At 35.6% G+C, this 21,200-nt stretch carries 16 protein-coding genes; 12 read left to right on the forward strand and 4 right to left on the reverse strand.

Annotation, left to right across the window (positions count from 1 at the left end; translation table 11 throughout):
* Window positions 1-3: 3 nt before the first annotated feature.
* Complete coding sequence (locus ACWQ4X_RS07515) at window positions 4-6,630, reverse strand: strawberry notch C-terminal domain-containing protein (RefSeq protein WP_262450250.1); 6,627 nt, start codon at window positions 6,628-6,630, stop codon at window positions 4-6.
* Between the two features lie 31 nt (window positions 6,631-6,661).
* Window positions 6,662-8,296, reverse strand: a complete 1,635-nt coding sequence (locus ACWQ4X_RS07520) for a hypothetical protein (RefSeq protein ID WP_005005782.1) — start codon at window positions 8,294-8,296, stop codon at window positions 6,662-6,664.
* Window positions 8,297-9,820: 1,524 nt separating this feature from the next.
* Between ACWQ4X_RS07520 and ACWQ4X_RS07525 the strand changes: the two genes are divergently transcribed.
* The 6 genes from ACWQ4X_RS07525 (at window position 9,821) to ACWQ4X_RS07550 (ending at window position 16,157) form a co-directional block, all read left to right on the forward strand.
* Window positions 9,821-10,297 carry a hypothetical protein gene (locus tag ACWQ4X_RS07525; RefSeq protein ID WP_005005780.1) on the forward strand — a complete coding sequence of 159 codons (477 nt, stop codon included), beginning with the start codon at window positions 9,821-9,823 and terminating at the stop codon, window positions 10,295-10,297.
* Window positions 10,298-10,464: 167 nt separating this feature from the next.
* Window positions 10,465-12,255: a hypothetical protein gene (locus tag ACWQ4X_RS07530; protein WP_005005779.1), complete on the forward strand. Its 1,791-nt coding sequence runs from the start codon at window positions 10,465-10,467 to the stop codon at window positions 12,253-12,255.
* The gene (locus ACWQ4X_RS07535; protein WP_005005776.1) at window positions 12,248-12,850 is read left to right on the forward strand and encodes a hypothetical protein; all 603 of its coding nucleotides are present in this window, start codon (window positions 12,248-12,250) and stop codon (window positions 12,848-12,850) included. Before ACWQ4X_RS07530 ends, ACWQ4X_RS07535 begins: the two co-directional genes overlap by 8 nt.
* Window positions 12,851-12,975: 125 nt before the next feature.
* Window positions 12,976-13,821 (forward strand): hypothetical protein, encoded by an 846-nt coding sequence (locus tag ACWQ4X_RS07540; RefSeq protein ID WP_024160863.1) that lies wholly within the window; start codon window positions 12,976-12,978, stop codon window positions 13,819-13,821.
* A gap of 685 nt (window positions 13,822-14,506) precedes the next feature.
* Window positions 14,507-15,637, forward strand: coding sequence for a hypothetical protein (locus ACWQ4X_RS07545; protein ID WP_005005771.1), 1,131 nt, complete (start codon window positions 14,507-14,509; stop codon window positions 15,635-15,637).
* Between the two features lie 7 nt (window positions 15,638-15,644).
* A complete protein-coding gene (locus ACWQ4X_RS07550; RefSeq protein WP_005005767.1) occupies window positions 15,645-16,157 on the forward strand; it encodes a hypothetical protein in 513 nt (170 codons plus the stop codon).
* 65 nt (window positions 16,158-16,222) lie between these two features.
* Here the strand turns inward: ACWQ4X_RS07550 and ACWQ4X_RS07555 are convergent, their stop codons facing one another.
* Window positions 16,223-16,876 carry a hypothetical protein gene (locus ACWQ4X_RS07555; protein ID WP_005005764.1) on the reverse strand — a complete coding sequence of 218 codons (654 nt, stop codon included), beginning with the start codon at window positions 16,874-16,876 and terminating at the stop codon, window positions 16,223-16,225.
* 164 nt (window positions 16,877-17,040) lie between these two features.
* Here ACWQ4X_RS07555 and ACWQ4X_RS07560 point away from each other — a divergent pair, with 164 nt between their 5' ends.
* The 6 genes from ACWQ4X_RS07560 (at window position 17,041) to ACWQ4X_RS07585 (ending at window position 20,650) form a co-directional block, all read left to right on the forward strand.
* The gene (locus tag ACWQ4X_RS07560) at window positions 17,041-17,463 is read left to right on the forward strand and encodes a hypothetical protein (RefSeq protein ID WP_005005760.1); all 423 of its coding nucleotides are present in this window, start codon (window positions 17,041-17,043) and stop codon (window positions 17,461-17,463) included.
* 5 nt (window positions 17,464-17,468) lie between these two features.
* On the forward strand, window positions 17,469-17,978 hold the full coding sequence (locus ACWQ4X_RS07565; RefSeq protein WP_005005759.1) for a hypothetical protein: 510 nt from the start codon (window positions 17,469-17,471) through the stop codon (window positions 17,976-17,978).
* A gap of 9 nt (window positions 17,979-17,987) precedes the next feature.
* Window positions 17,988-18,476 carry a hypothetical protein gene (locus tag ACWQ4X_RS07570; protein WP_005005757.1) on the forward strand — a complete coding sequence of 163 codons (489 nt, stop codon included), beginning with the start codon at window positions 17,988-17,990 and terminating at the stop codon, window positions 18,474-18,476.
* Window positions 18,469-19,248 carry a M48 family metallopeptidase gene (locus tag ACWQ4X_RS07575; RefSeq protein WP_005005756.1) on the forward strand — a complete coding sequence of 260 codons (780 nt, stop codon included), beginning with the start codon at window positions 18,469-18,471 and terminating at the stop codon, window positions 19,246-19,248. The genes ACWQ4X_RS07570 and ACWQ4X_RS07575 overlap by 8 nt, the downstream gene beginning before the upstream one ends.
* Window positions 19,249-19,263: 15 nt before the next feature.
* Window positions 19,264-20,163: a hypothetical protein gene (locus tag ACWQ4X_RS07580; RefSeq protein WP_005005753.1), complete on the forward strand. Its 900-nt coding sequence runs from the start codon at window positions 19,264-19,266 to the stop codon at window positions 20,161-20,163.
* Window positions 20,164-20,350: 187 nt separating this feature from the next.
* Window positions 20,351-20,650, forward strand: a complete 300-nt coding sequence (locus ACWQ4X_RS07585; RefSeq protein WP_005005752.1) for a hypothetical protein — start codon at window positions 20,351-20,353, stop codon at window positions 20,648-20,650.
* Window positions 20,651-20,825: 175 nt separating this feature from the next.
* Here ACWQ4X_RS07585 and ACWQ4X_RS07590 read toward each other — a convergent pair whose 3' ends face one another.
* Window positions 20,826-21,188: a hypothetical protein gene (locus tag ACWQ4X_RS07590; protein ID WP_005005750.1), complete on the reverse strand. Its 363-nt coding sequence runs from the start codon at window positions 21,186-21,188 to the stop codon at window positions 20,826-20,828.
* Window positions 21,189-21,200 lie beyond the last annotated feature (12 nt).

Consider the following 21,200-nt stretch of genomic DNA (forward strand, 5'->3'; position numbering starts at 1 on the left):
GTTTTAGAAAGATAATTGCTGGATTTCTTGATCGTTATCTAAGGTTTTACCCTTAGGTAACTCAGCCTTATAAGCTGGCTCTTCTGGAGGATTAAGCATACGGTTAATTTCATTTAAAAAGTAATCATTACCATCAGGAAGCTTAGATTTTAAATCCAAAAAGGCAGCTTCAATTTTGGTTGTACTGTCCAGCTCGTCAACAAAGCGTTCAACATCCTTGAGATCAAGCGCAAATCTAAACTCATTACGGCCTGGCTCAGTAAAGTGGATGTTCAACGATTCATCTGTTTTACCGCCTTTAGGATCATGGAATACGTTGGTATTCGACATAAAGCGATTGAACTGTTTTGCAACAGATTTCACCGTCACATTAAAGCAGTCTGACCCGTTGTAGTAGAACTCAATACTTGCTTTCTTGTACGGGAAATTAACCTTAGTACCCACATAGTTATTGCGGTTGAAATCAATGTTTACAGGCAATTGATTAAAGAAGTTCGCAATCTCTTTAACTTGCTTAAACGTCACTTGGTTTTCAAGAGAGCTTTCAAACAAGTCAGTTGGTGTATTTGATGGCAATAATAACGCACGGTTACGCATACCATCAGCATCGGTAAATATAACGGTTGAATGTCGTAGATCTAGTGAGCTGACAATCTTATGTGCCTTGAACATATTGCCCGTTAAGGTAATCGCTTGTCGTGTGACATCACCAGACGGCGCTTTCTCAAAATAGGTACGCGTATAACGGGAATAATTGTTTTGTTCAGTAAATAAGTTCACCAAGGGTTGACGATCCTCAACATGACGTCTATTCACATCAGCATAAGAATAAAATTCAGGATTGAAGCGTTTTAGGATAATACGTCCTTTTTCACTCACTGGAGCTACCCAATCCAAGTCTTGCTTGGCATTTTGCATGGTGTAATTGATCAGTGGAACTTTAAACGACTTCTTATCACCAGGGTAAACCAAATCAAGCTTAACCGCATTCGGTGTGATTGCACCTACACGTAACGGCGGTAGGTCTAGACGTAGCAAAGCACCTGTTTTGTGATCTGGCGTCACTTCATCATCAAAAAGACTAGGTTTTGAGATAAGGAACAATAACCCATGCGCTGAATGACCTTCTTTTTCGTTCCTTTCCATAGAACGAGCCAAGAATTTTAGATCCTGAACAATTCGATACATGCGATCAAAGTTAGAGGTCAAAATAGGATCATTGGCAAGATAAACCGCTTCAGCTACTTTTTCAAAAGCATCTGCAGAGTGATCATCAGGTTTACGAAATTGAATATCATCAATGTGTTTTACATTGGCTTCAACAACACCGAAATGATCAAATACTTCGTGTCGATAATCACGAATCACTTCACCACGCATTTGCCCATTTTTGAAAAATAACTTTTGCTTAGCAAAGCCTTCATATTTTTGGTACATCAATGCCTCAAAGTTATAGGCATAGTGTAGTAGTCCGTGTACCGTTTCATTGATGTTTTCATTGATACGTTTAAATTGACGCACCAGATAATCATCACTTTCTTTGAACATGAGTTTTAGATTGTCAGCACGTAATGGCTCAACATGTTCAATGTATTGCAGACCTTCAAAACGCACAGGTAGATCAAAGGTATTGATCTTGGCTGCTTCTGTTTCTGAAGTCACGGTAAAGAAGTTGTCCTTCACTTCAAACTCACGGACTTTTTTAGCTTTCCAGTCTAAAAAGTTGGTCTTGAGAGGGTTACGACCCAACAAGTCTAATTCACGGATCTTATCGTTATAGTCAACAACCAAGTCTTGATAAACCTGTTCTTGCTGACTAATCGGCATCAAAATCAGTTTAGATAGCAACTGGTTCACATGATAGTTTTGCGCCGTGCGATATGATGGTCCTTTTTCATCATCCGAAATATCAATATCAAGTGTGTTCGCCAAGTTTACGTTATTTTTTAAATAGTCCAACGCTACCCGGTTGCCAATGTAGTTGAGCATGTCAGGATAATCGTTTTCGTTAAACTTGGTTTCTGAGTTGGCAGAGACGTTCGCTGATAGGGTAGACAGTTTACGCATCATCATTAAGTGCATACGTGTTTCTGCTGGAATACCCGAATCTACTGTCGTCATAATCGGATGTGATTCTTCACCACGGCGACCCACACGACCGATCATCTGAATCGTATCGGTAGAGTTCTCAGGTTTTTGCAAGAAAAACAACTCACGTTGGCGCAAGTGATCCGATGGAATTGTAGGATCAGGGTTTTTGGCTGCATGTAGAGAAATACCCGTACAACCAGAGCGAGTCACAATAACAACATCGATTTCACCAGATTGGAATTTTGATTGAACCAAAATCTTACCTTGTGTCGTATTGTTCTCTTGTTTATTAACCTTCCATTTGCCGTCTCTTGTTTCCGTTAAGTGGATCTGACGGCCAGAGATTTCATCAATCTTGAAGCCAGCTTTTGTCACCTTGTTACGTAGTACGTCCAAAGGCATCAAAGGTAGGTCAGGGAACTTTTGAATCTTTTCTTTGATACGATCCAAAATGATTTTATACGGACTTACCACTGGATCGCCGTTTTCATTAAATGTCACTTCCGTACTGAGCTTCTTAACGAACGAGTTACCGTAGTTATCTTCAGCTTTCACCACATCGATGCGATCTAACATCACTTCAAGCAAGTCACGGAATTGTGGGAGTTCATCTAAAACAGAAATTTGACTTTGCAGATAGCTACCGCGCTTATCTTCAAGCTTAGTCAATTCCTTTTGAATATTTTTCGCTGCTTTTTCATCGCCAGCGTCACGGTTTTCTTTGATCATGAGTTTTTGAAGCTCACTTTCAAGAAATTCAATTTCTGACGATACCGACTTGAAGTTATTAAACGCTTTTTCTTTTTCAGGCGAATCAGCGGTAACGTCTTGCGCCGTATCTGCTTTTAAAATCGCTTCCATGTGACTTTGCATCAAAATGTTGAATAGACTCTCACCCGTATTTTCCAAACCAATCACGGGCTTTCTACCCTCATGTAACGCCTGAATCACAGCATCACTTGTAGAGTCAGTTTTCAATGCCAATAGGAATTGCTTTTGGATCTGGTACATTCGAGATCCAAAGTTCATCACACTCAAACTTAAACGGTTTTTCGGATCGTCTGAATCCTGATGAAAGTCTAAATTGGCAACAGCATCATCATCATTGGCAATGTTTTCTAGCGCATCGAGGCGAATGTCTTTAGAAAATTTCACCATGTCCGTCAAGATGTCAGAAAGAACATCTGAGTAATTGTGAAATTTCTTAATTTCCTCTTCAGTTGGCACAAAGGTTTGAATGGTAATGTGCGAGAGATCTTGCTCTCTACGAATCATTGCAGAGCTATCTACCAAACCTTCAGAAATAAACTCCAAAATTGGACCATCTGCATTATCGATAACCTTTTGTAAGTCATTACGAGATACGGATCGAGGGAACAATTTATGGAAGAATTCAAGATTTTCAGGTTTCTTAATTGCCGATGCAGACTGGAAATTAATTAGGTTGGTCTGATCAATAACATCTAAGAAAAATTGACTTGTAGCTGATTTCAAGGATGCTGCACGGTGCGTTTCATCCATCACCAAAACAGTGTCTTGATTAATAAAACGAGTCAATAACGCACGTTTACGGTTTGGTCGGTTAAATTGGCTATACGTTGCCAATACCAAGTCATGTTGCGCTGGAATATCTTCAATTTCCTTAGGCAGATCTTGGCCAGTGAATAAAACCTCTTCAGTACCAAAGCGGTTAATCACAGCATCCGAGTTAAAGATAAACGGATCTTTAAAGAACTTGTCACTGTCTGTAGCAACAATATCACGCCAAATGTCGTTCAAGAGTTGCGTTGTATCTGTAAGGAAAACAGGGGGCTTTCCTCTTAACGCACTATATCGTAAACACGCAGCTGCAATACGACCTTTACCTAAACCCGTCTGGTCGCCAATAAGCACAGGTAAGTTTTGGTCAAAACGTAAAATGATATGGGCAACCGCATCGACCTGTTCACATGCAAAAGCGGACTTTAGTGCATCAAAATTGTCATATTGCAATTTCTTAGCGACATAGGCATCAACAAGAGTAGGGTAGTTACCATTATCGACTTCAGCTTGGAAATTGATACCCCCAAAACCTAATACATTTTGGATGTGTTTAGTCAATTGAGCATTTGCCTGATTAATCGCTTTAATCTGGTTTTTAGCCACTAAAGCAATTGGCTCAGATGCCATGGACATCGGTATATACTTAACTTGGTATATATTTTCCGGAGTTGGTTCTGTTGTGTTTTCAGCATTAGGAACAGGAACAATCGGCTGTAAATTTGATTGGTCAGATTCAACAGTCGGTTCTTCTTCTTTTTGCTCAGTACCGATCGCTAATTCAGAATTTAACTTAGCAATCTCTTCAGCAGTTAAACCCGGTTCCTGTTTTACTTGCTCTACCGCTGGTTCTTCAGCTGGTGTTTGTTCAGGTGTTTCACCCTCATTGGTCGCCGTGGTATCACCTACTTGAAGATTAACGTCATCGTCAAGGTCTTCATCCTGATTTTGGTTCTCGTGCGGATTCTTTACCTCAGGCACGAAATCATTGTCATTTTCATTTTCAAACGTTGGTGTAGCTTCAGTTGGTGTAGGTACATCATCATCTGAACTGGTTGTTTGCGTACTAACTTCAACGGTTCCGAAGTCAAAAGAAACTTTATTCGGTTTTGATTTAGGTTTACGACCAAACATCGGTTTTGGTTTGACAGCTTCCTCTTGCTTAATCTCTTCTTCTTTAGCGACCACGACTTCATCAAACATAGTGACTGCAGACGTAGGCGTTACACTTGATGCAATATCTTCAAGTGGCGAAACAGGCTGTTCATCACCTAGACTGGCAAACAAATCGTCATTTTCTTTTTCAACAGGCTTAACCTCAACAACAGGTTCAACCACTGGTGCTTGTTGCTCAACTGGAGTCGGAGTAGTTGGCTTGAAGTATAGATCCTTATTCGGATTCAAACGTTTATAGATTACGTTATTAGCCCATCCCCAAAGTTCGTCATAGTCCGTTATGACTTTCAACTTATCTGGTACCACAGAAGATTGGTAAGTTTGTAGTAACGCTTGTTCATTTTTACGATTGCCTACCACCAACATACGAACATTTTGATTAGCGCCGTTTCGTGCATATGCATTGCCGTGGATTTCTACAACCGCCTCAACTTCATAATGCTTATAGAGATAATTGAGTAAATTCTTTGATTTACGCTCAACCGTACCATCTGAAATCTGTTTATCTGAGCCAATAATGAAAACTGAACGCCCTTGATCGTTTCGTGCGTTTAGTGATTTAACCAGAATGGCATGGTCCAATTTATCCGTACTGAACCAGACGTTTTCTGATGGATCTACCAATAATGGGTTTGGATCTACGCCGTTACGCTGTTGAACCAAAATTGGTGCAACACGTTCTAATTTATCCATAGCACCAAAAGGAGGGTTGGCAATCACATAGTCAACTTTTTGCTTAAACGTTTGCTCAAAATCAATTTGTGTAGCATCTGCAGTAACAACCGTGCATTCATAATTTTGAGTCAGTGCTTTTGTACGTTCAGCACGTTTGGGATCTAACTCAACCGCATAGACAGAAGCATTACGCTCTTGGGTTAATAAACCGATTAAAGATCCATTACCCACAGTTGGCTCGAGCACGGAAAAGTTTTGTTTTGTTCGGTTATCACCCTCAATCAATAAGCGCTGAGCCACAAGTGACATCGGGATTGGAGTCGAATATTGCTGTAACATACGAATCGTATTGTTTCGCATGGTCTTAGTCGGCATGCGATTGTATAACGCTAAACTCGTTTTAAATGAGCTCTCAGTAAAATCAAGCTCACCTAACTTTTCGACCATCACTGTTTCAAGCGCTTCTTCTGCAGTATGGATCTGTTTATCTGTTACCTTGGATACATCAACGTCAGCATTTTTGGCTTGCGTGATTAGAGCTAAAAACTTTAAAAAGTCCTGGTGATTATGGCTCTTTGTTTCATGTTCTAATTGATAGATATAGCCTCTTAAGCATTCTTTTAAATCTTTTTGCTTGGTCGCACGTAAGTACAGACTAGACGGCTGATCATTAGGACCTTCAGGTATTTGCGTACCTTGGGCATTCACGTAAAAACGGTTATGAGCTGAAGCATAGATTTTGTTGCCATCAGAGTTATAACCGAGTGGAGTTGCACTATTCAACGCAACGTTCAATCGTTGTGGCACCAATGTTTTTGCTTGGGCATTGAACAAATCATGCAATTCTTGGCGAGTCGCAAGCACACTACGGATAAATTCTTTTGGAATACCCAAAACTTCATGAAACAGTCTTGGTTTGATCGTTTCATTCAAATTGTATTGATACAAGTGACCGTCAAAGTGAGGATAAGCCTCAAACTTCATCGGTGTAAAACCAATGTTATTCAAATTTTCTTTAGATAGTTTTTTTTGAACGTCCAATAAGAGTAATTGGCTATCCGTCTGGCCAACACGCCGTACATCGAGATATACACCAGCTTGTGATAAGTCGATCCATTTAATTTTTTCGTTTAAATCATGAGTAGTCATAGCGAACCTGAAGAAGAATTATTAAATTTGATTAAAAAGTCATGTCGTTATAGACATCAGAAGTCGCAGCCTTTTCTTGGCTTTTCTTAACATCCATTTCTGGCTGTCTGACTTTCATCATTAACTCTTGTGGATCAGGTAAAAGATCGTGGTTGAAGTTCTTAGATAACGGACTATCGATTGAAGCTTTATGTTGCTGTACATGCTCTACCGTAATTTCTGAAAAGTTCAACGCATTCATACGGGTTTGAGTAAGTTCAACAGGCTCGATAAACGAGACAAAACAATTATTCGAGTTCCGTTGGTGTGGTTGAATAACAATAAACGCTTCAGCAAATTGCTGTTTTGCATGCGTCAATTTATTCATGGTCTGACGATCAACTTGACTTAAAAATTGAGGATTTAAGTCGTGCGGTTTTGGATTGCCGTAGTCATCGGTAAATTGATTCACTAGGGGAGGTGCACCAACACCACGAACACCCTCACCAGTACGTAAATCTATTTCTGGATCTACCTTGCGAAAACCAGCGTGAGGCGTTTTATTGTTGAAAAATTTCTTTAAGAACGTGTCTTTGTAAAGCGCACCTAGTTGTAGTTGTTGGCCATGATAAACCTCAGGCAGTAATTTTTGACTCACCAAGCCAGCGTAAAGACGTTTTAAATTTTGATTTTTTTCTTTGTCTACATCTTCATTGTAGAACACTTTAATTTGTCGATCGCCAAGTAATGCAAACAGGGCAATACGGGCCTGGTCCATAACATAAACGTTCTGAGCCTGTTTATCGAACTGGTCTTTTTCATGCTGGTTGGATGGTACAAAATTTGGATCAAAAGTTGCGGTGTGAAAGTCATTGCCGTTCAAAATATCTTTGATACTTTCAATCGGATCTTTAGCAACCCGATAAGACTTTTTAGTTTTATCAATACCGCCACGTTGCATCAACGGATCTGGCTTAGCGAATTGCTTAACACTTTCACGATCAGCACTGTCATAGGTTGGAATCAATGGGATTGTAGTTAATACAGAACCAGACTCATAGCGCACAACAATTTTTGAAAATGGAATGCGCTCAGGTTGGTTGTCAGTACTATTCGATAAAGATTTAACAAGAAGCTGTAAATTATTTTTAATAATAGCGTTATGAAGTGCTGGAGAATTAATTTTTACATTGGGCACTTGCATATGTGCTGCATCTTCAATGATTTGAGCTTTAACAAAGAAATCGCCGTTTTTTTGTTGATGCACATTGATAGAAGTGACTGCTTTGATTAATTGTGAATTCGGGTTGTTACTCATTACGTTGCACCACTGAGCAACATAAGTTTTATAACCGTCAAGAGATTCGTAGGGTGAGTCAACACATTTGTCAAAACAGATAATTCGACCACGGTTAGCACCGCGATTATGTGTGTCTAATGAAGTACGTTGGTTACGTCCAGAATCAAATTTTGCGTGGACTTCATCTACTGAAACATTCTCAGTATGATGCTTGTTGAGTTTATTAATGATCTTCGTGAATTCTTCAGATGAACTCATTCGTATGCGAACTGGTTCATTGGTAGACATATCAAAGCCGTATGCATACAGCTCGTCTTGTTCATCATGTTTGTAAAATTGATCTACAGTCATGACGATACGTTTAATCGTATTATCACTTTTACTCATTTCTTAAATTCCACGCTTTATATTTTTGATTGCTGGTCATTGACTCAAGCTATTTATAAAATACTACAAAACCTCATTGGTATATACTAAGGAGGCAAATAAAAAATTAAAAAATATATTAAAAAGTTTAAGAGTAAATTTTTAAAAAGAAATTTTTTGTTTATTATCTTTCTAATTAAGGGAAGTTAATTAGGGACATTTTTTATGCTTATTTTTCATGATATTACAGGATTAGTACGGAAAAACACAAATGGTACGAGCTAAAATCAAATTCATTTGAGCGCAAATTGAATTTGAATTTTTAGAAAATAAGGCGTTTTTAGCTGGTTTTTGATGTTTTTATCCACTTTCCTATTAAATTCTATCCACAAATTAAGTTCTTGTATATTAGAATGAATTTAAAAATATGAGTAAAATATTGTTCATTTTTTAGCTTTTTGCAATATTGGAAATTTGCAAACTAGCAAGTGTTGTAAGTCGCTGTTTATAATAAAATTAAATAGAATAAAAAATACTTCCAGCGCAAATTAAATTCATTTGAGCGCAAATTAAATTCAAAACGTTGCGGATAACTTCTCCAATTTCCTGAGAGCCTTGATAATAAAGACTTTCAGATTTTATGAGGAATAGCCCTTATATATGACCCAACGATCGCTATTTAGCTTGTTTTACGACAAATCAATAACTTACGCCATTAGGACGGAAGAAAGTTTACAACCCATTTATAAAAAACTTTCGCTGAGTTCAGACTATAACAGAAAATCAATGAGTTACGCCATTAGGACGGAAGAAAGTTTACATCCACTTATAAAAAACTTTCGCTCGTATTTTGACACAACTATAAATCAATAACTTACGTCATTAGGACGGAAGAAAGTTTACAACCCATTTATAAAAAACTTTCGCTGGAAGTTAGGTACAGCCAAAAAGTTATAACCTAACCTTAAAACATACTAAACATACTATCTATGATAGTTGAGCTATTGGATCTGGACAAAAAAGTAAAATCAATAACTTACGCTATTAGGACGGAAGAAAGTTTACAACCCATTTATAAAAAACTTTCGCTCGTATTTTGGCACCACTATAAATCAACAACTTACATCATTAGGACGGAAGAAAGTTTACACCCACTTATAAAAAACTTTCGCTCGAAATTTGCCAGCAATATAAATCAACAACTTACATCATTAGGACGGAAGAAAGTTTACAACCCATTTATAAAAAAGTTTCGCTCGTATTTTGGCACCACTATAAAACAATAACTTACGTCATTAGGACGGAAGAAAGTTTACAAACCATTTATAAAAAAGTTTCGCTGGGTGCCTATCTTGAGCACATATTTATTTGATCAAGTATTACATTGGTTAACTTACATTGTAATTGTGAATATTACTCATATAAGGCACTGTTTTTCATAGTCTTATTTATTAAGAAATTACTGTTAAAAATGCTTTTAATCGTAGTCTAATTAACGAATTGATGCTATAATGTCTACTCAGAATGCCTATGGGAATTCGAGATATGCAATATCAATCATTTAGTCTTAGACATCAAAAAATACTCATTGACTTCAATGTGTTTAGCTCTGGCTCGTCTGATATTTTGCTAAAAGGTGTTTTATCTGCCGAATTGCTTATTCTAGTTGATAATTTAAATGCATTTTATTCTGCAGAAGACGGTAGATACGTTGTATCAGCTGAAAAAGTTAACCACGTTACAGGTCTAGATTTTAATAAGAAAACTATCAACCAGATCATGCGTGAAGCTTGTGATTTATCATTTATGATTGATACAGATGCGAAGCAAGCTGCAGCACCTATGATTGACGAAATTCAAATCTTATCAAGTGGCGATATTACTTTTAAACTCACTAAAAGCTTTGATTTTTTTAGAAATTCTCTTAGTTTTAAAAGCATATATGAGAAGCTACCATACAGGTTCACTACTTCTAAACTAGAGTTACCGCAGATCGGTCAACAAATAATGTTAATTGCGTAATTAAGCCTCTGACGAGGCTTTTTTATTGTCTAAAATTTAGTTAGTATATACACAGCTTTAAAGCGAAAAGACTACAACGTTAGTTGGGTTGCAAATATATTTTTATTTTTATTTTTTAATTCAATCTCAGGCAATGTACGTTGTACGTTGTCTAAAGTGGAGCAGTTATGCAAGATTCTTCACAAGTCTGCATAAGTAAAGGAATTTCAGAAGATGAAATTTTTGGACTATCGCAGTCAATCAAAGACTCAATTATTAATGCCGAAACAAAAACCATGGATCTCTTGGGTTACGGCAACAAAATCAGTAATTTCATAGTCGAATGTTATCTAGATATTCCAGTTGTTGATCAATTCATTTTTTACTTAATGTTGGTGAATGCCAAAAATAAGTATGCACATCAGCTGCAGCGCGTTATCGCTGAAAAACCTGAATTATCCCAAATTGAAGCATTACAACTAGCGAACAACTTTGTTCTGAATTTTGAATACATCCGTCAAATTCTTTTATTCAAAAATAAAGCTAATTACCTTAGCAATGGCCGTATCAAATCTTTGGCATGGAATACGCTAAATAGTGTTGGTAAAGTGATGCTACCAATGAGCTCTTTACGCCAAATGGACAGCGAACCATTTTCAAGAAATGACGTAGACAGCGTAACTCATAAAAGAATGTTTGCCAGTACGGGCTATTTTGAATTAGATAACAATGCGTTTATTTGCTATCAGCTTGAAGAAACGTTGATTGCCAATCTATCTGAATTAGATTTTGATAAAAAGGGGCGCTACACAGTTCTCGACACTTTAACGGTTCTTGGATTTAAGGACCGTTTTGATCTTTATATGTATAACTTGATGAAGATCAATGAGTTTCGTGGCGAAGTGGTTATTCCTTACATTGACTTCAAAGCATTAACCGAGTTTTCAGTAGAATTTAAATACAAAGCAAGTGATTTTTACCGTAAACGACTTCTTGTTTCATTAGAAAGACTGAATAACAATCCATCTATTGAATTATTTATTTCTGTTAAGTATGAACCATGCAATAAGCGTACACCAGATCGTGACAATTTTTGCAATTATCGTTTTCAGATTCAGTTGAAGTCCAACTATCGTAAAGCGCTTAATACATTAAATGAAATGTGTGCAAAGGTTCAGGATGAACAGGGCAATGAGCTTAAAATCAGTAATGCGCTCTTCACTTCAGCAATTCGATTGAATAATGGTGAACCTGAAAAAGTAATAGAACTTGTTAAGGATCGTTTAGCTGCTTATACAACTAAGAATGGACCATCATATTTAGCTAAAAATCTTAATTTGGTTGCGTCTTATGTTACGCGAGCTCTAGAAGATCTATATAAAAGTAATCACTTCTTTGAAAGATTCCTAAACGATATGAAGCAAGCAGATAATTTACTTTATCTGAGAAATCGTGATAAGAAAGTTGAGATCGAAAACAAAAGTGCATCTACTTTCTCAAGCGAATTCATTAATATTCGCGACAAAGTTGATGTTACCACTTGTGAAATTCTTACAAACGCTGAGTACATTTCAAAGAAAACGGAAGCTACTGTAATTATTGATTATGCTTTCATACGTAATTCTATTTTTATTACACATCCTCATTTGCGCCACCAGCGAAATGCAGACGAGAAAAAATACATAGATCTCGTGTGTGAAAGCACAAAGCTTTGCCAAATATTCTTTGGTACGGGTAATGAAAATAAAAAAACGTTAACTCAAAACTATTTAACAGAACTCCTGTTTGAACATTTTTTTGATGATAATTTCCACTTGAACTCAGATGTATTAAAGAATCTTCTAAAAAAAGATAAGGACTATTGGGTACAAGAAAAGCAAAAGACATTTATGCGGTTGTGGAAACTTGCAAATGAGTTCAGTTTAAAAGCTATTAGTCCAGCGAACTACAACGGTAAAGAGAGTTCAGACAATGAATAATAAACTTTATTTATGTGCAATTTTTACGGCTACTATATTGAGTAGTAGTGCAAATGCCGATTTTAGTGATTGGTATAAAAAAGCAACTTCAAATGAAGATTCAACTCAGCAAGTGCCAGCTCAACAACAGCAAGCACCTGGTCAAATTCAACAGCAAGCACCAGTTCAGGTTCAGCAACAGCCGATACAGCAAAGACAATATAATTCTAATCGGAACACCACAGCTACGCGTTACCAAAACAATAATGCAAATGTCACTGGTGATTCTGGCCTTGAAGCACGAATGAATAACTTGAATTCGACCATTGAGAATCTAAACAAGTCATCAAAAAGTGGTGACAACCTCACGAATAACTATCTAAATATTGTTCAATTCATAGTGATAAACGAAGAAACACGTAAATTGGATGGTAAAGACAATACATCACTGATCAATAACATGTTGGCTGGTATTGTGAGTTGTCAGAATAAATACAAAGTCGATGTTATACAAAAAGTGAATAATCAACTCCCAAGAGATGTTGCTAACACCGTACAACGGTATTTAAGCCAGAATGGACGCTCTATTGGTGCAAACGGCAACTGTTTATACTAATTAAACCCCCTTTTAAAACCGTCCTTAAAAGGCGGTTTTTTTTATTCTTAAAACATACCTATTTATTTTAAAACCACATTCTATATACTACTAACAGTTTAATGAATATTAATGTGGGTTTTATCATGATCAGTTCTAAAACAATATATGAACTATATCAATTGCTGAATCAATCCGAAGTACAAGAATTAAAATCATCTATAACTGAGACTTTTGGTGCAGATGTGGAAAGTGAAGTTGATAAAAGCCCGGTCTTACAGCAAAAGATCAATTATTTTATTTATCAATATATACATCTCAAGCATCCAGAAAGAACAGACAAGATCTTATTCGATGCAAATGAGTCGGCTCACGAGGTTGTAAAAACAGAACACCTTAAAAGTGAGCCAGTACCCTTATTAAAAGATTTTGTATCAAACAGCAGCAATAAAAGTTTAGCACCTGAAGAACAAAAAGATGTAATTGCAGTCACTTTACCAGCCGAATTATCTGACATTCCTGTTGAACCAACAAATCAAAACCATACAGGAAATAATGAAGTAAAACATGACTATAACATTATCCTTGATGGTCGAACTAAGCTAAATATATTGCTCGAAAGATATTTAAGTGGTGTTGATGATGTGGCTCGTGAAATCATTGTGAAGTGCTTTCTTGTTATCTCTATATTTGTAGCACTGATCTCTCTTGTTATGGTTCTTCTGAATACGACCAATATTAACCAGATCCAAGAAATGTATGATATTGGCCATAAAACATTCCTATTCCAATATGCTGAAGTCTGCAATGTAAATGTTGAAGTTGCAAAAGCGAATCCATGTGTTATCTCAGAAATCAATAAACGTATTTCTGAACTATCAAATAGCAGATTTTGGAACACGTTCGGGGTGGTGCTTTTCTCACTTTTATCGTGCTTTTTCTTCTACCATATCTCTACTTACCGTGATTCTAAAGATAAGCACAACGGCTAGTCTTAAAAGGAGGGTAGGGTGTTTTAAAATGGTCTTAAAAGGCCATTTTTTTATTTTAATAACAAAGTTTTATAGTTGATAAAAGGTATTCTAAAAGTATAATAGATACACTCTTAAAACTGGAATGCGTTGTGCTTTTTAAAATTCCAAAAACGGGTGAGATTGATTCAAGTGAACAATCGATGACAGGCCTGGTACTCAAATCGGCATACAACTTAGTTGCCATTTTCAATATTTGCTACATCTTTGTAGTTGTATTCTTTGTGTTTGAAATGTTTTTAAATACAACGATATACAAGATTAAATATCTACCAGAAACCCTCAATACTCCATCATATATATTGCAAATCATCATATTCATTTTATGTTTTTCTTCACTTCTGTATGCGATAAACAAAATGTTTGATGAAAAGTATATCCCTACACGCAAAGAAATCTATCTATTCCTTATCTCTTTTACTATCAATAGTTTATCAATGTTTAATTTTTTAGCTACCAAATAACACTGTAATACCAAGTTCCCACCGTAGCCTAAGCAAAAGTTACCTGTTTTTTTGGGTTTTAAAAGCAGTGAACAAGGGCAGAATTAAAACACAAAAAAATAAAATTAATAGTTTTAAAAAATATTTTTTAAAACTAAATCAGTGATAATATGTAACCAACGTTAAGTTTAAGAAAGTATATTATGTCTGATATTCGCAGCATCTATTTTTACGGTAATAATAAAAGCATCAAATTGGGTAAAAACCCAATCTTAAATACTGTCTTTGAAATTTTTCCAGCCACTAAAACCCCTTTAAAGCGGATTCTTAATCATAACCACCAGTGGGTTAGTAATTGCGCTTTTTACGTGCCTAACGATGTGAAAAGTGAATGGGTTAAAACGGTAACACTTTCAATTTTGACAATCTCAATTATGGCTTCCTTCCGTAATGCAATTGCACAGCAAAAAGGGTTGTCACCAAACGATGAAGCACTTGATGAAGAGGTAGAGAACCTTGTGCCAGATTCGTTATTCAATTCTGCTATTGAATTATCGGATCTTAAAAAAAGTTTATTAGAAGTTCTGCCAAATTTAATGAGCGAATACCTTGCACAAAACTTTGGTGAATACGAAAGCATTATTACAAACGGTGTAGCTAAGCTTTTTATTGATAACCATGAATTTTTGGATAAGCAACTTGATTCTGATGCTGGAACAGATAATCAGATTTCAATGTTAAATTTTACTGACAATGCAGATGAATTATTTCACACAACAAACTATATTTTAGTCCGTATTGCTGATTCAAATGAAAACTTGAAAATCAACTTTACTAACAGCAAACCACATGCAGAACACTTAGGCCGAATTCTGCATACATTGTTGGGGGATGAAAGTTTTGAGATCTCAAAAGGTTCAATTGAGATACCTAATGACGAAGATGGCCAAGAAATTTTCATCTTTGAAAAAGAAACGAACTTTATTGATTTTTACAATTCATTATTGCTGGAAGTTAGTTTTTTTCTAGATCATGCAACAGTCTTAGAGCATATAGAAAAGTATGCACCAATTAACCAAACACTAAGCAGTTTGAGTGAGAATTTAGAAAAGAATATTAACTTTGTCATTTCTTCATTCAAAGAAACTCGCGATCTATCTGCATATTTAGAAAGCCGTGCTCAAATCATAGGGTTAATTCATGAAGCTGCACAAATCGCCAGCATTGAAATACAGCCAGTTGCTCAGGCTAAGGACCTTAAATCGTTAATTGAATCGCATCACCTGGTTACTTTTAATGATAAAGACACCTTTAAACAATTTAATTTATTTTGAGGTGAATATGAAATTTGTTATTAAAAATGGCATTGGTACACGTAAAGTCGAAGTGGATCTCGCATTAGATATACCATTGGTGCTACAAAAATCCATTTCTGTAATTGAGTATGAAGATTTCTTTAAATATTTTAGTGAGCAACATTTTCACATTTGCAAATTTAGAACGTTGAACTTTAAAGATAATAGCGTAGAGGGAAGTAGTAAGGAATTAAATCGCTTTATCTGGCTTGCTATGGCACATCAAGCTTATATGGAGCGTAAAGCTTTACTACCAAGTAAATATATTGCGGATCTAGAAGCTTCAATTTCAAGCATGTTTAATTTAGAGAGCGAATCGCGAGAATGGTACCGAGCTATTCACAAAGCCATAGATGCTTACCTTAAATCACAATTTCCTGAAGCAATAGAGTTTTTACCTTCCAACATTGCACCACTGGATGAAGTGACTAAAATTCTTATGCAAGAAGTACAGCCAGTGATACCAGTTGCAGACGAGCCAGCGAAGCTTTATAGCTGATTCTAGAAATAATTAAGACATAAAAAAACCATCTAAAAATTAGATGGTTTTTTTTGTTTGTGTTTTTATAATTTTGCGAATACTTCAGGATTGTCATTCATAAACTGTTCAATGAAATCATTGTCTAATTCGACATGTTTTGGAAGCTTCTCATGTTCACGAACAATGGATTTTATAGATTCAATATTTTGCTGATTGAAAACAGGTGTTGTACGGCTCTTATAGCCAGTATCAGCCATCGCATAGCGATCATCAAACATACCTGAAGAGGTATTAGAATCGACTTCTGAGTCGCTTATAGATAGTGTTAAGTTGCGGTCTTCAGCTAACTTTAAAATGAATTCGTCAGAGATAAAGTTACGTAGCTCATGCAGCATAGATTCAACTTTATTGTGTTTAAAAAGCACCTTTGCAATTGAACGACAAGATAAGAAACCTTTTGTGATGTTTAGATCTAGTAATTTTTGAGGAATGATTGGATCGCTTTTCTTGTTGCTATTCGCGATCTGTTCAACTTCTTCATCAGTCATAGAAGCTATAATGTTTTTAAAGAAATTGCCATATTGAAACTTTTCAATTTTCTCCAGCATTGTCACTTGTTCTGTATCTAATAAGCAAAAAGAAATAGGTTTAAGCTTGCGTTGGTCGGTTTTGCTTAAACTGCCATTTTGGTTTAAGCGGTTCTCTTTGGTTTTAGCGTTAGTTTTAGAGTTAGTCATTTTAAACACCTTTCAATATGTTTTAAACTTTGGTTAATACCAATAATCATATTATAAGTGGTTTTAGCTAAAATACAAAAAATGAACATTTTGTTTTTTTAAAAAAATCTTTTAAATGTTTTTCGTATATACTATAAGAATATCTATCTTAAAAGGTATAACTCGTGATTAAAACTGATACAGGCGATACGGTTGGAGGGGGTTTAACGAATCCTCAGGATGAAGTTCTAGCATTGTTAGAAGAGTGCTTAAACTCTGAACAATATACAGCTCGTATTACTTATATTTGTGAAGATGGCGGTCAATTAGTAGGTAAAAAGGCAGCTTTAAAGATTTTAAAGGAACAAGAGGACAATGGTTTAATGCTGGTTCCAATACCAGTCTTAGGAAAACAACTAAGAGTCTGGAGTGGTTTAAGTAAAACCAAAATGTCTAGTCACACAGGATTGTACAACAATATACAGTGGTCAAAGTTTGAAAGTGGCGAAAAGTTAATAACAAAGCAAGCGTGGACATTACTTCAACTTAGACTTGGGGTTCATCCAAAATACAAATTGGTTTTAAAAAATGAATTAGATGTCGAGTGAATTATATGTTAGTGAAATTAGCCCTTAGTGGTCATGCTTCTCCAGAAGCTTTAAGTAAATTTGAACGTATCAAAGCGTATGTGCCAGATAGCGCACCTGTTTTGGTCACATACTTTAATAAACAAGTTTTATTAAGTGATCTACTGGTTAATTTTTCTAATTTTTTACCATCGCTCGAAATCACAAAAGATAAAGACATGCTGGTTACGATTAGAGGAAATGAAACACCTTTAGTCGAATTTATTGTCAATTTAAAACTATACAGCATGAAATTAGGCAAACTTTTCTTTGAATTTGAGAATCAATTTAAAGAAAAAGAGCAAGACTTTAAGGGCTTTATTAAACGTCACAAACTTAAAGGTTTTGATCATGCCAATTTTGTTAATTACGTGAAACTAGGTGCATATGATAGTGCTTTAGACATTATCAAACACCAGTACGAAAGCGTTAAAAAAACATTCTTTGTACTGTTTAAAGATCGTTTCACCCTATTAGAAAGCAAGGGTTTTATTTAAGGATATTCTATGGAAATGTTAGATCCATCAAACACAAACCCTGGGCTCTTTTTAGTCATAATGGCTACGGCAATTGGTACCATACTTTTTGGTTTTTTAATTGTCGCTTTAATTGCACGATATAAGTTCAAGATTAGAGTTACGGTATCTAGTTTTATAGCTGCAGTTACTTTATCTGTATTTAGCTTTATATGCTTTGGTTCACTTGGTCCGATGGAACCTAAATACAGTACTTCAGTTGTTCAGCTTTATGCGTTGGGCTTACTGGCTGGTACTTTAATATTAAATATAGTTCTTCTGAAATTATTCAGCCCTAAAACTATTGAACAGTTAGCTTTGAAAGGTTTTAATAAGTCAGAAAATGAACAAAAAGAGCATTACAAAAACATCTTAAAAGAGTTTAAATGTATTACTGATTTGGAAGATAAAAACAAGCTTAATAAGCGCAGTTTTAACTTGTTAAATGTTTTTAAACATAAAGGAAAACAAAATGTTTGATTTTAAGATGAAATCTTTGTGTGTTTTGGCTGTTGCCGGATCTCTTTTAACTGGTTGCGTATCTAGTACTATTGATGGAATGGGTTCTAAACGCAAACAAATCATGTTGTATTCTGAAAAAGAATATCTTCAGCAAAGTACTCAGTCTTACAACAACATCATCACGACTGCTAAACAGCGTGGATTGATTGTGAATAACGCTCAAGTAAATAGAGTAGCAAAACGTCTTATCGCACAAGTTCCACATTATCGAGCTGACGCAGCAAATTGGAATTGGGAAGTTAATACAATCCGAGATAATGAAATCAACGCGTTTTGTCTATCTGGAGGCAAGATCGGTGTGTTGACTGGTTCTATCACAAAAATTAATGCAACTGATGATGAATTGGCTGCACTGATCGGCCACGAAATTGCACATGCTTTACGTGATCATGGGCGTGAAAAGGTAAGTAAAAAGCTTTTAACTGGTTTAGGTGTGCTTGCAGCTAGTTCGGCTGGTCTTGGTGACATGGTTGTATCTGGCACAAGTTTACTAGGCGATTATGGGGTTAACTTACCTGGTTCGCGCAAACTTGAAAGTGAAGCGGATCTTCTAGGTGTTGATATTATGGTTCGTGCTGGTTACAACCCACAGGGCGCAGTCAGCTTTTGGAATAAAGTAGTAGCCCAAGAAAAACAGGGCACTAAAATTGATTTCTTATCAACGCATCCTACTTCAGAAAAAAGAATTGTAGCGATCCAAGAATACATCAACCAAAATTACAGGAAATAATATAAGGAGCTGGTTATGGATATTTACACAGTTATCCGAGTGAGCAAAAAGTTGTTTGACCACGGTTATGTTGTAATACCAGAACACAAAGTAGATTTTAAATCGGCTTTACTGCTCTTAAATGAACAAACCGTTGATGATCGATTTCTAATATCTAAAGATATAGTAGGTGCTGAAATCAGAGGGAATTTTGCCTTAATTGAAAAGGAGGGGAAGTTTCAATTGTTTACCAAAGGAATAGATTACTTTTGTTTGAATGTTGAGCCTGAAAAATCCAGTACTGATCCTAAACCTGAAAAAGAGGTAAAAAAGAGTAAAGTAGTTCTCAAAAACCGTTATTTATATAAAAGTGGCGTGAAGAAGATAGGGGAGCTGGACACGTACAAGAAAAGAAGCGTCAAGATTACGAATGTAGGAAAACCATTTGTACTAAAACAAAAATTGCATGACGTTCCAGATTGGCTTTTTGAAAAGCTAAAAGACCAAGATGTATGTTGGATCTATTTTGAATATGCTGAAGAACAATTATCAGAGGCACCAATAGAAACTGCACCAATCAATTTAAAAAGTGACATTGAAAGTTGTGTTAAATACTTTAAGTTACATGGTGAAAAAACAAGAAAAAAACCAATTATCAATGCTGAAGCACCAGGTAACGTAAACCTATTCAGATATTGTGATTTACGGCGCATTGATCAGGAATTAAAAGTCTTATTTGTTTGTAGTGAAAACTATCTTTGGTTACTGGAACAAAATAGACAAGATCCACTACCTAACATCAAATTAAACAATATTAGTTTTGGCGGTTGGATCATTCCCAAGACGACAAACCAAGATATGTTGAATAAGCTAATAATGTTAGATAAAGAATTAAAAACGAATCCAGATGCTTATCTTCTAAGTGTACGAGAGTAAAGTACTCTCGTACAATAACTATTGTAATGCTACTAATTAAGTTGCTTAAATCTAAATAATTAAACATAGCTGCAAACATGAATCTCAATTTTTTATTCGGCTTTATCATAATTATTGTTGGCGGTGGTGCAGCAATAGTTGCGCTTCGTTCAATGTTAGAAAATGAAATTTTTATGAAGGATAGTATATGGCTATGAATAATTCTAAATTCGATAAATACTTATTGCGCTCATTTTTAAAAAATACTGGACTTGCAATAATTTCAATTAGTGCAATAGCATTGGTTATATTTGCATGTTATGTGGTTTATATAGGAATAGGAAAAGCATCAACTTATGTATTCAATAACTTTGTACTAACTCTAAAAACTATTGGCTATATCGTATTATTTTTAATCGCTTTAAATTTAGTTATCTGTTTTATTGAAAATGTTATCAAAGAAGCCAATCAAAAAAGGAGTGAAGATAGTTCAGAAGATAATGTATGAGGGTAATAAAAAGTATCATACTGGCTTACTCTCAACACTTTGATTTTTTGGTCTTTATCTCCATCAAGTGTATTTTCTAAAATATAGTATGAATCTTTTACCCTCATACACTAAGGGGTTAAGAAAGGTTTCGGCAAGAAACGCCCCTCAACAAAACACCTACGATAAAAAAGTTTTAGTGATCGTGGTGATCTGTATCAATTACGTCATTATTGTTTGCATTAAACTTAGCCTGCTCTTTATAAAAATTATAGTCGGCATTGTCGTATACAAGCTCTTTTGGGTAAGGGATACCCATTTCATCAAGCTTTAAAGCGTAATAATGCGGTATTGGCTTGGTTGGATTGAAGTATGGTTCAGGGTAGTACTGAGTAACGACTTTAGCGGAGTAGGAATTAACGAGTTGATCTACATCGCTTTCTATTGTTTTTTGTTGGTCATTGTAATAAGAGTCAACAAGCTCTTTGTCTGAGTGGCTTGCTGCACAACCTGAAAATATTAAAGGTATTAAAATAGCGATAATTCTATAATGTTTCATTTTAAATAGGCC

It is taken from the genome of Acinetobacter sp. NigerLNRRAM0016, from assembly GCF_054112845.1.

Excerpts from the sequence above, each read along its gene's own strand:
- ACWQ4X_RS07570 (WP_005005757.1), top strand. The coding sequence starts at position 17,988 with ATGGAAATGTTAGATCCATCAAACACAAACCCTGGGCTCTTTTTAGTC.
- ACWQ4X_RS07550 (WP_005005767.1), top strand. The coding sequence starts at position 15,645 with ATGAAATTTGTTATTAAAAATGGCATTGGTACACGTAAAGTCGAAGTG.
- ACWQ4X_RS07565 (WP_005005759.1), top strand. The coding sequence starts at position 17,469 with ATGTTAGTGAAATTAGCCCTTAGTGGTCATGCTTCTCCAGAAGCTTTA.
- ACWQ4X_RS07525 (WP_005005780.1), top strand. The coding sequence starts at position 9,821 with ATGCAATATCAATCATTTAGTCTTAGACATCAAAAAATACTCATTGAC.
- ACWQ4X_RS07530 (WP_005005779.1), top strand. The coding sequence starts at position 10,465 with ATGCAAGATTCTTCACAAGTCTGCATAAGTAAAGGAATTTCAGAAGAT.
- ACWQ4X_RS07545 (WP_005005771.1), top strand. The coding sequence starts at position 14,507 with ATGTCTGATATTCGCAGCATCTATTTTTACGGTAATAATAAAAGCATC.
- ACWQ4X_RS07590 (WP_005005750.1), bottom strand. The coding sequence starts at position 21,188 with ATGAAACATTATAGAATTATCGCTATTTTAATACCTTTAATATTTTCA.
- ACWQ4X_RS07520 (WP_005005782.1), bottom strand. The coding sequence starts at position 8,296 with ATGAGTAAAAGTGATAATACGATTAAACGTATCGTCATGACTGTAGAT.
- ACWQ4X_RS07540 (WP_024160863.1), top strand. The coding sequence starts at position 12,976 with ATGATCAGTTCTAAAACAATATATGAACTATATCAATTGCTGAATCAA.
- ACWQ4X_RS07555 (WP_005005764.1), bottom strand. The coding sequence starts at position 16,876 with ATGACTAACTCTAAAACTAACGCTAAAACCAAAGAGAACCGCTTAAAC.
- ACWQ4X_RS07515 (WP_262450250.1), bottom strand. The coding sequence starts at position 6,630 with ATGACTACTCATGATTTAAACGAAAAAATTAAATGGATCGACTTATCA.
- ACWQ4X_RS07580 (WP_005005753.1), top strand. The coding sequence starts at position 19,264 with ATGGATATTTACACAGTTATCCGAGTGAGCAAAAAGTTGTTTGACCAC.
- ACWQ4X_RS07585 (WP_005005752.1), top strand. The coding sequence starts at position 20,351 with ATGGCTATGAATAATTCTAAATTCGATAAATACTTATTGCGCTCATTT.
- ACWQ4X_RS07535 (WP_005005776.1), top strand. The coding sequence starts at position 12,248 with ATGAATAATAAACTTTATTTATGTGCAATTTTTACGGCTACTATATTG.
- ACWQ4X_RS07575 (WP_005005756.1), top strand. The coding sequence starts at position 18,469 with ATGTTTGATTTTAAGATGAAATCTTTGTGTGTTTTGGCTGTTGCCGGA.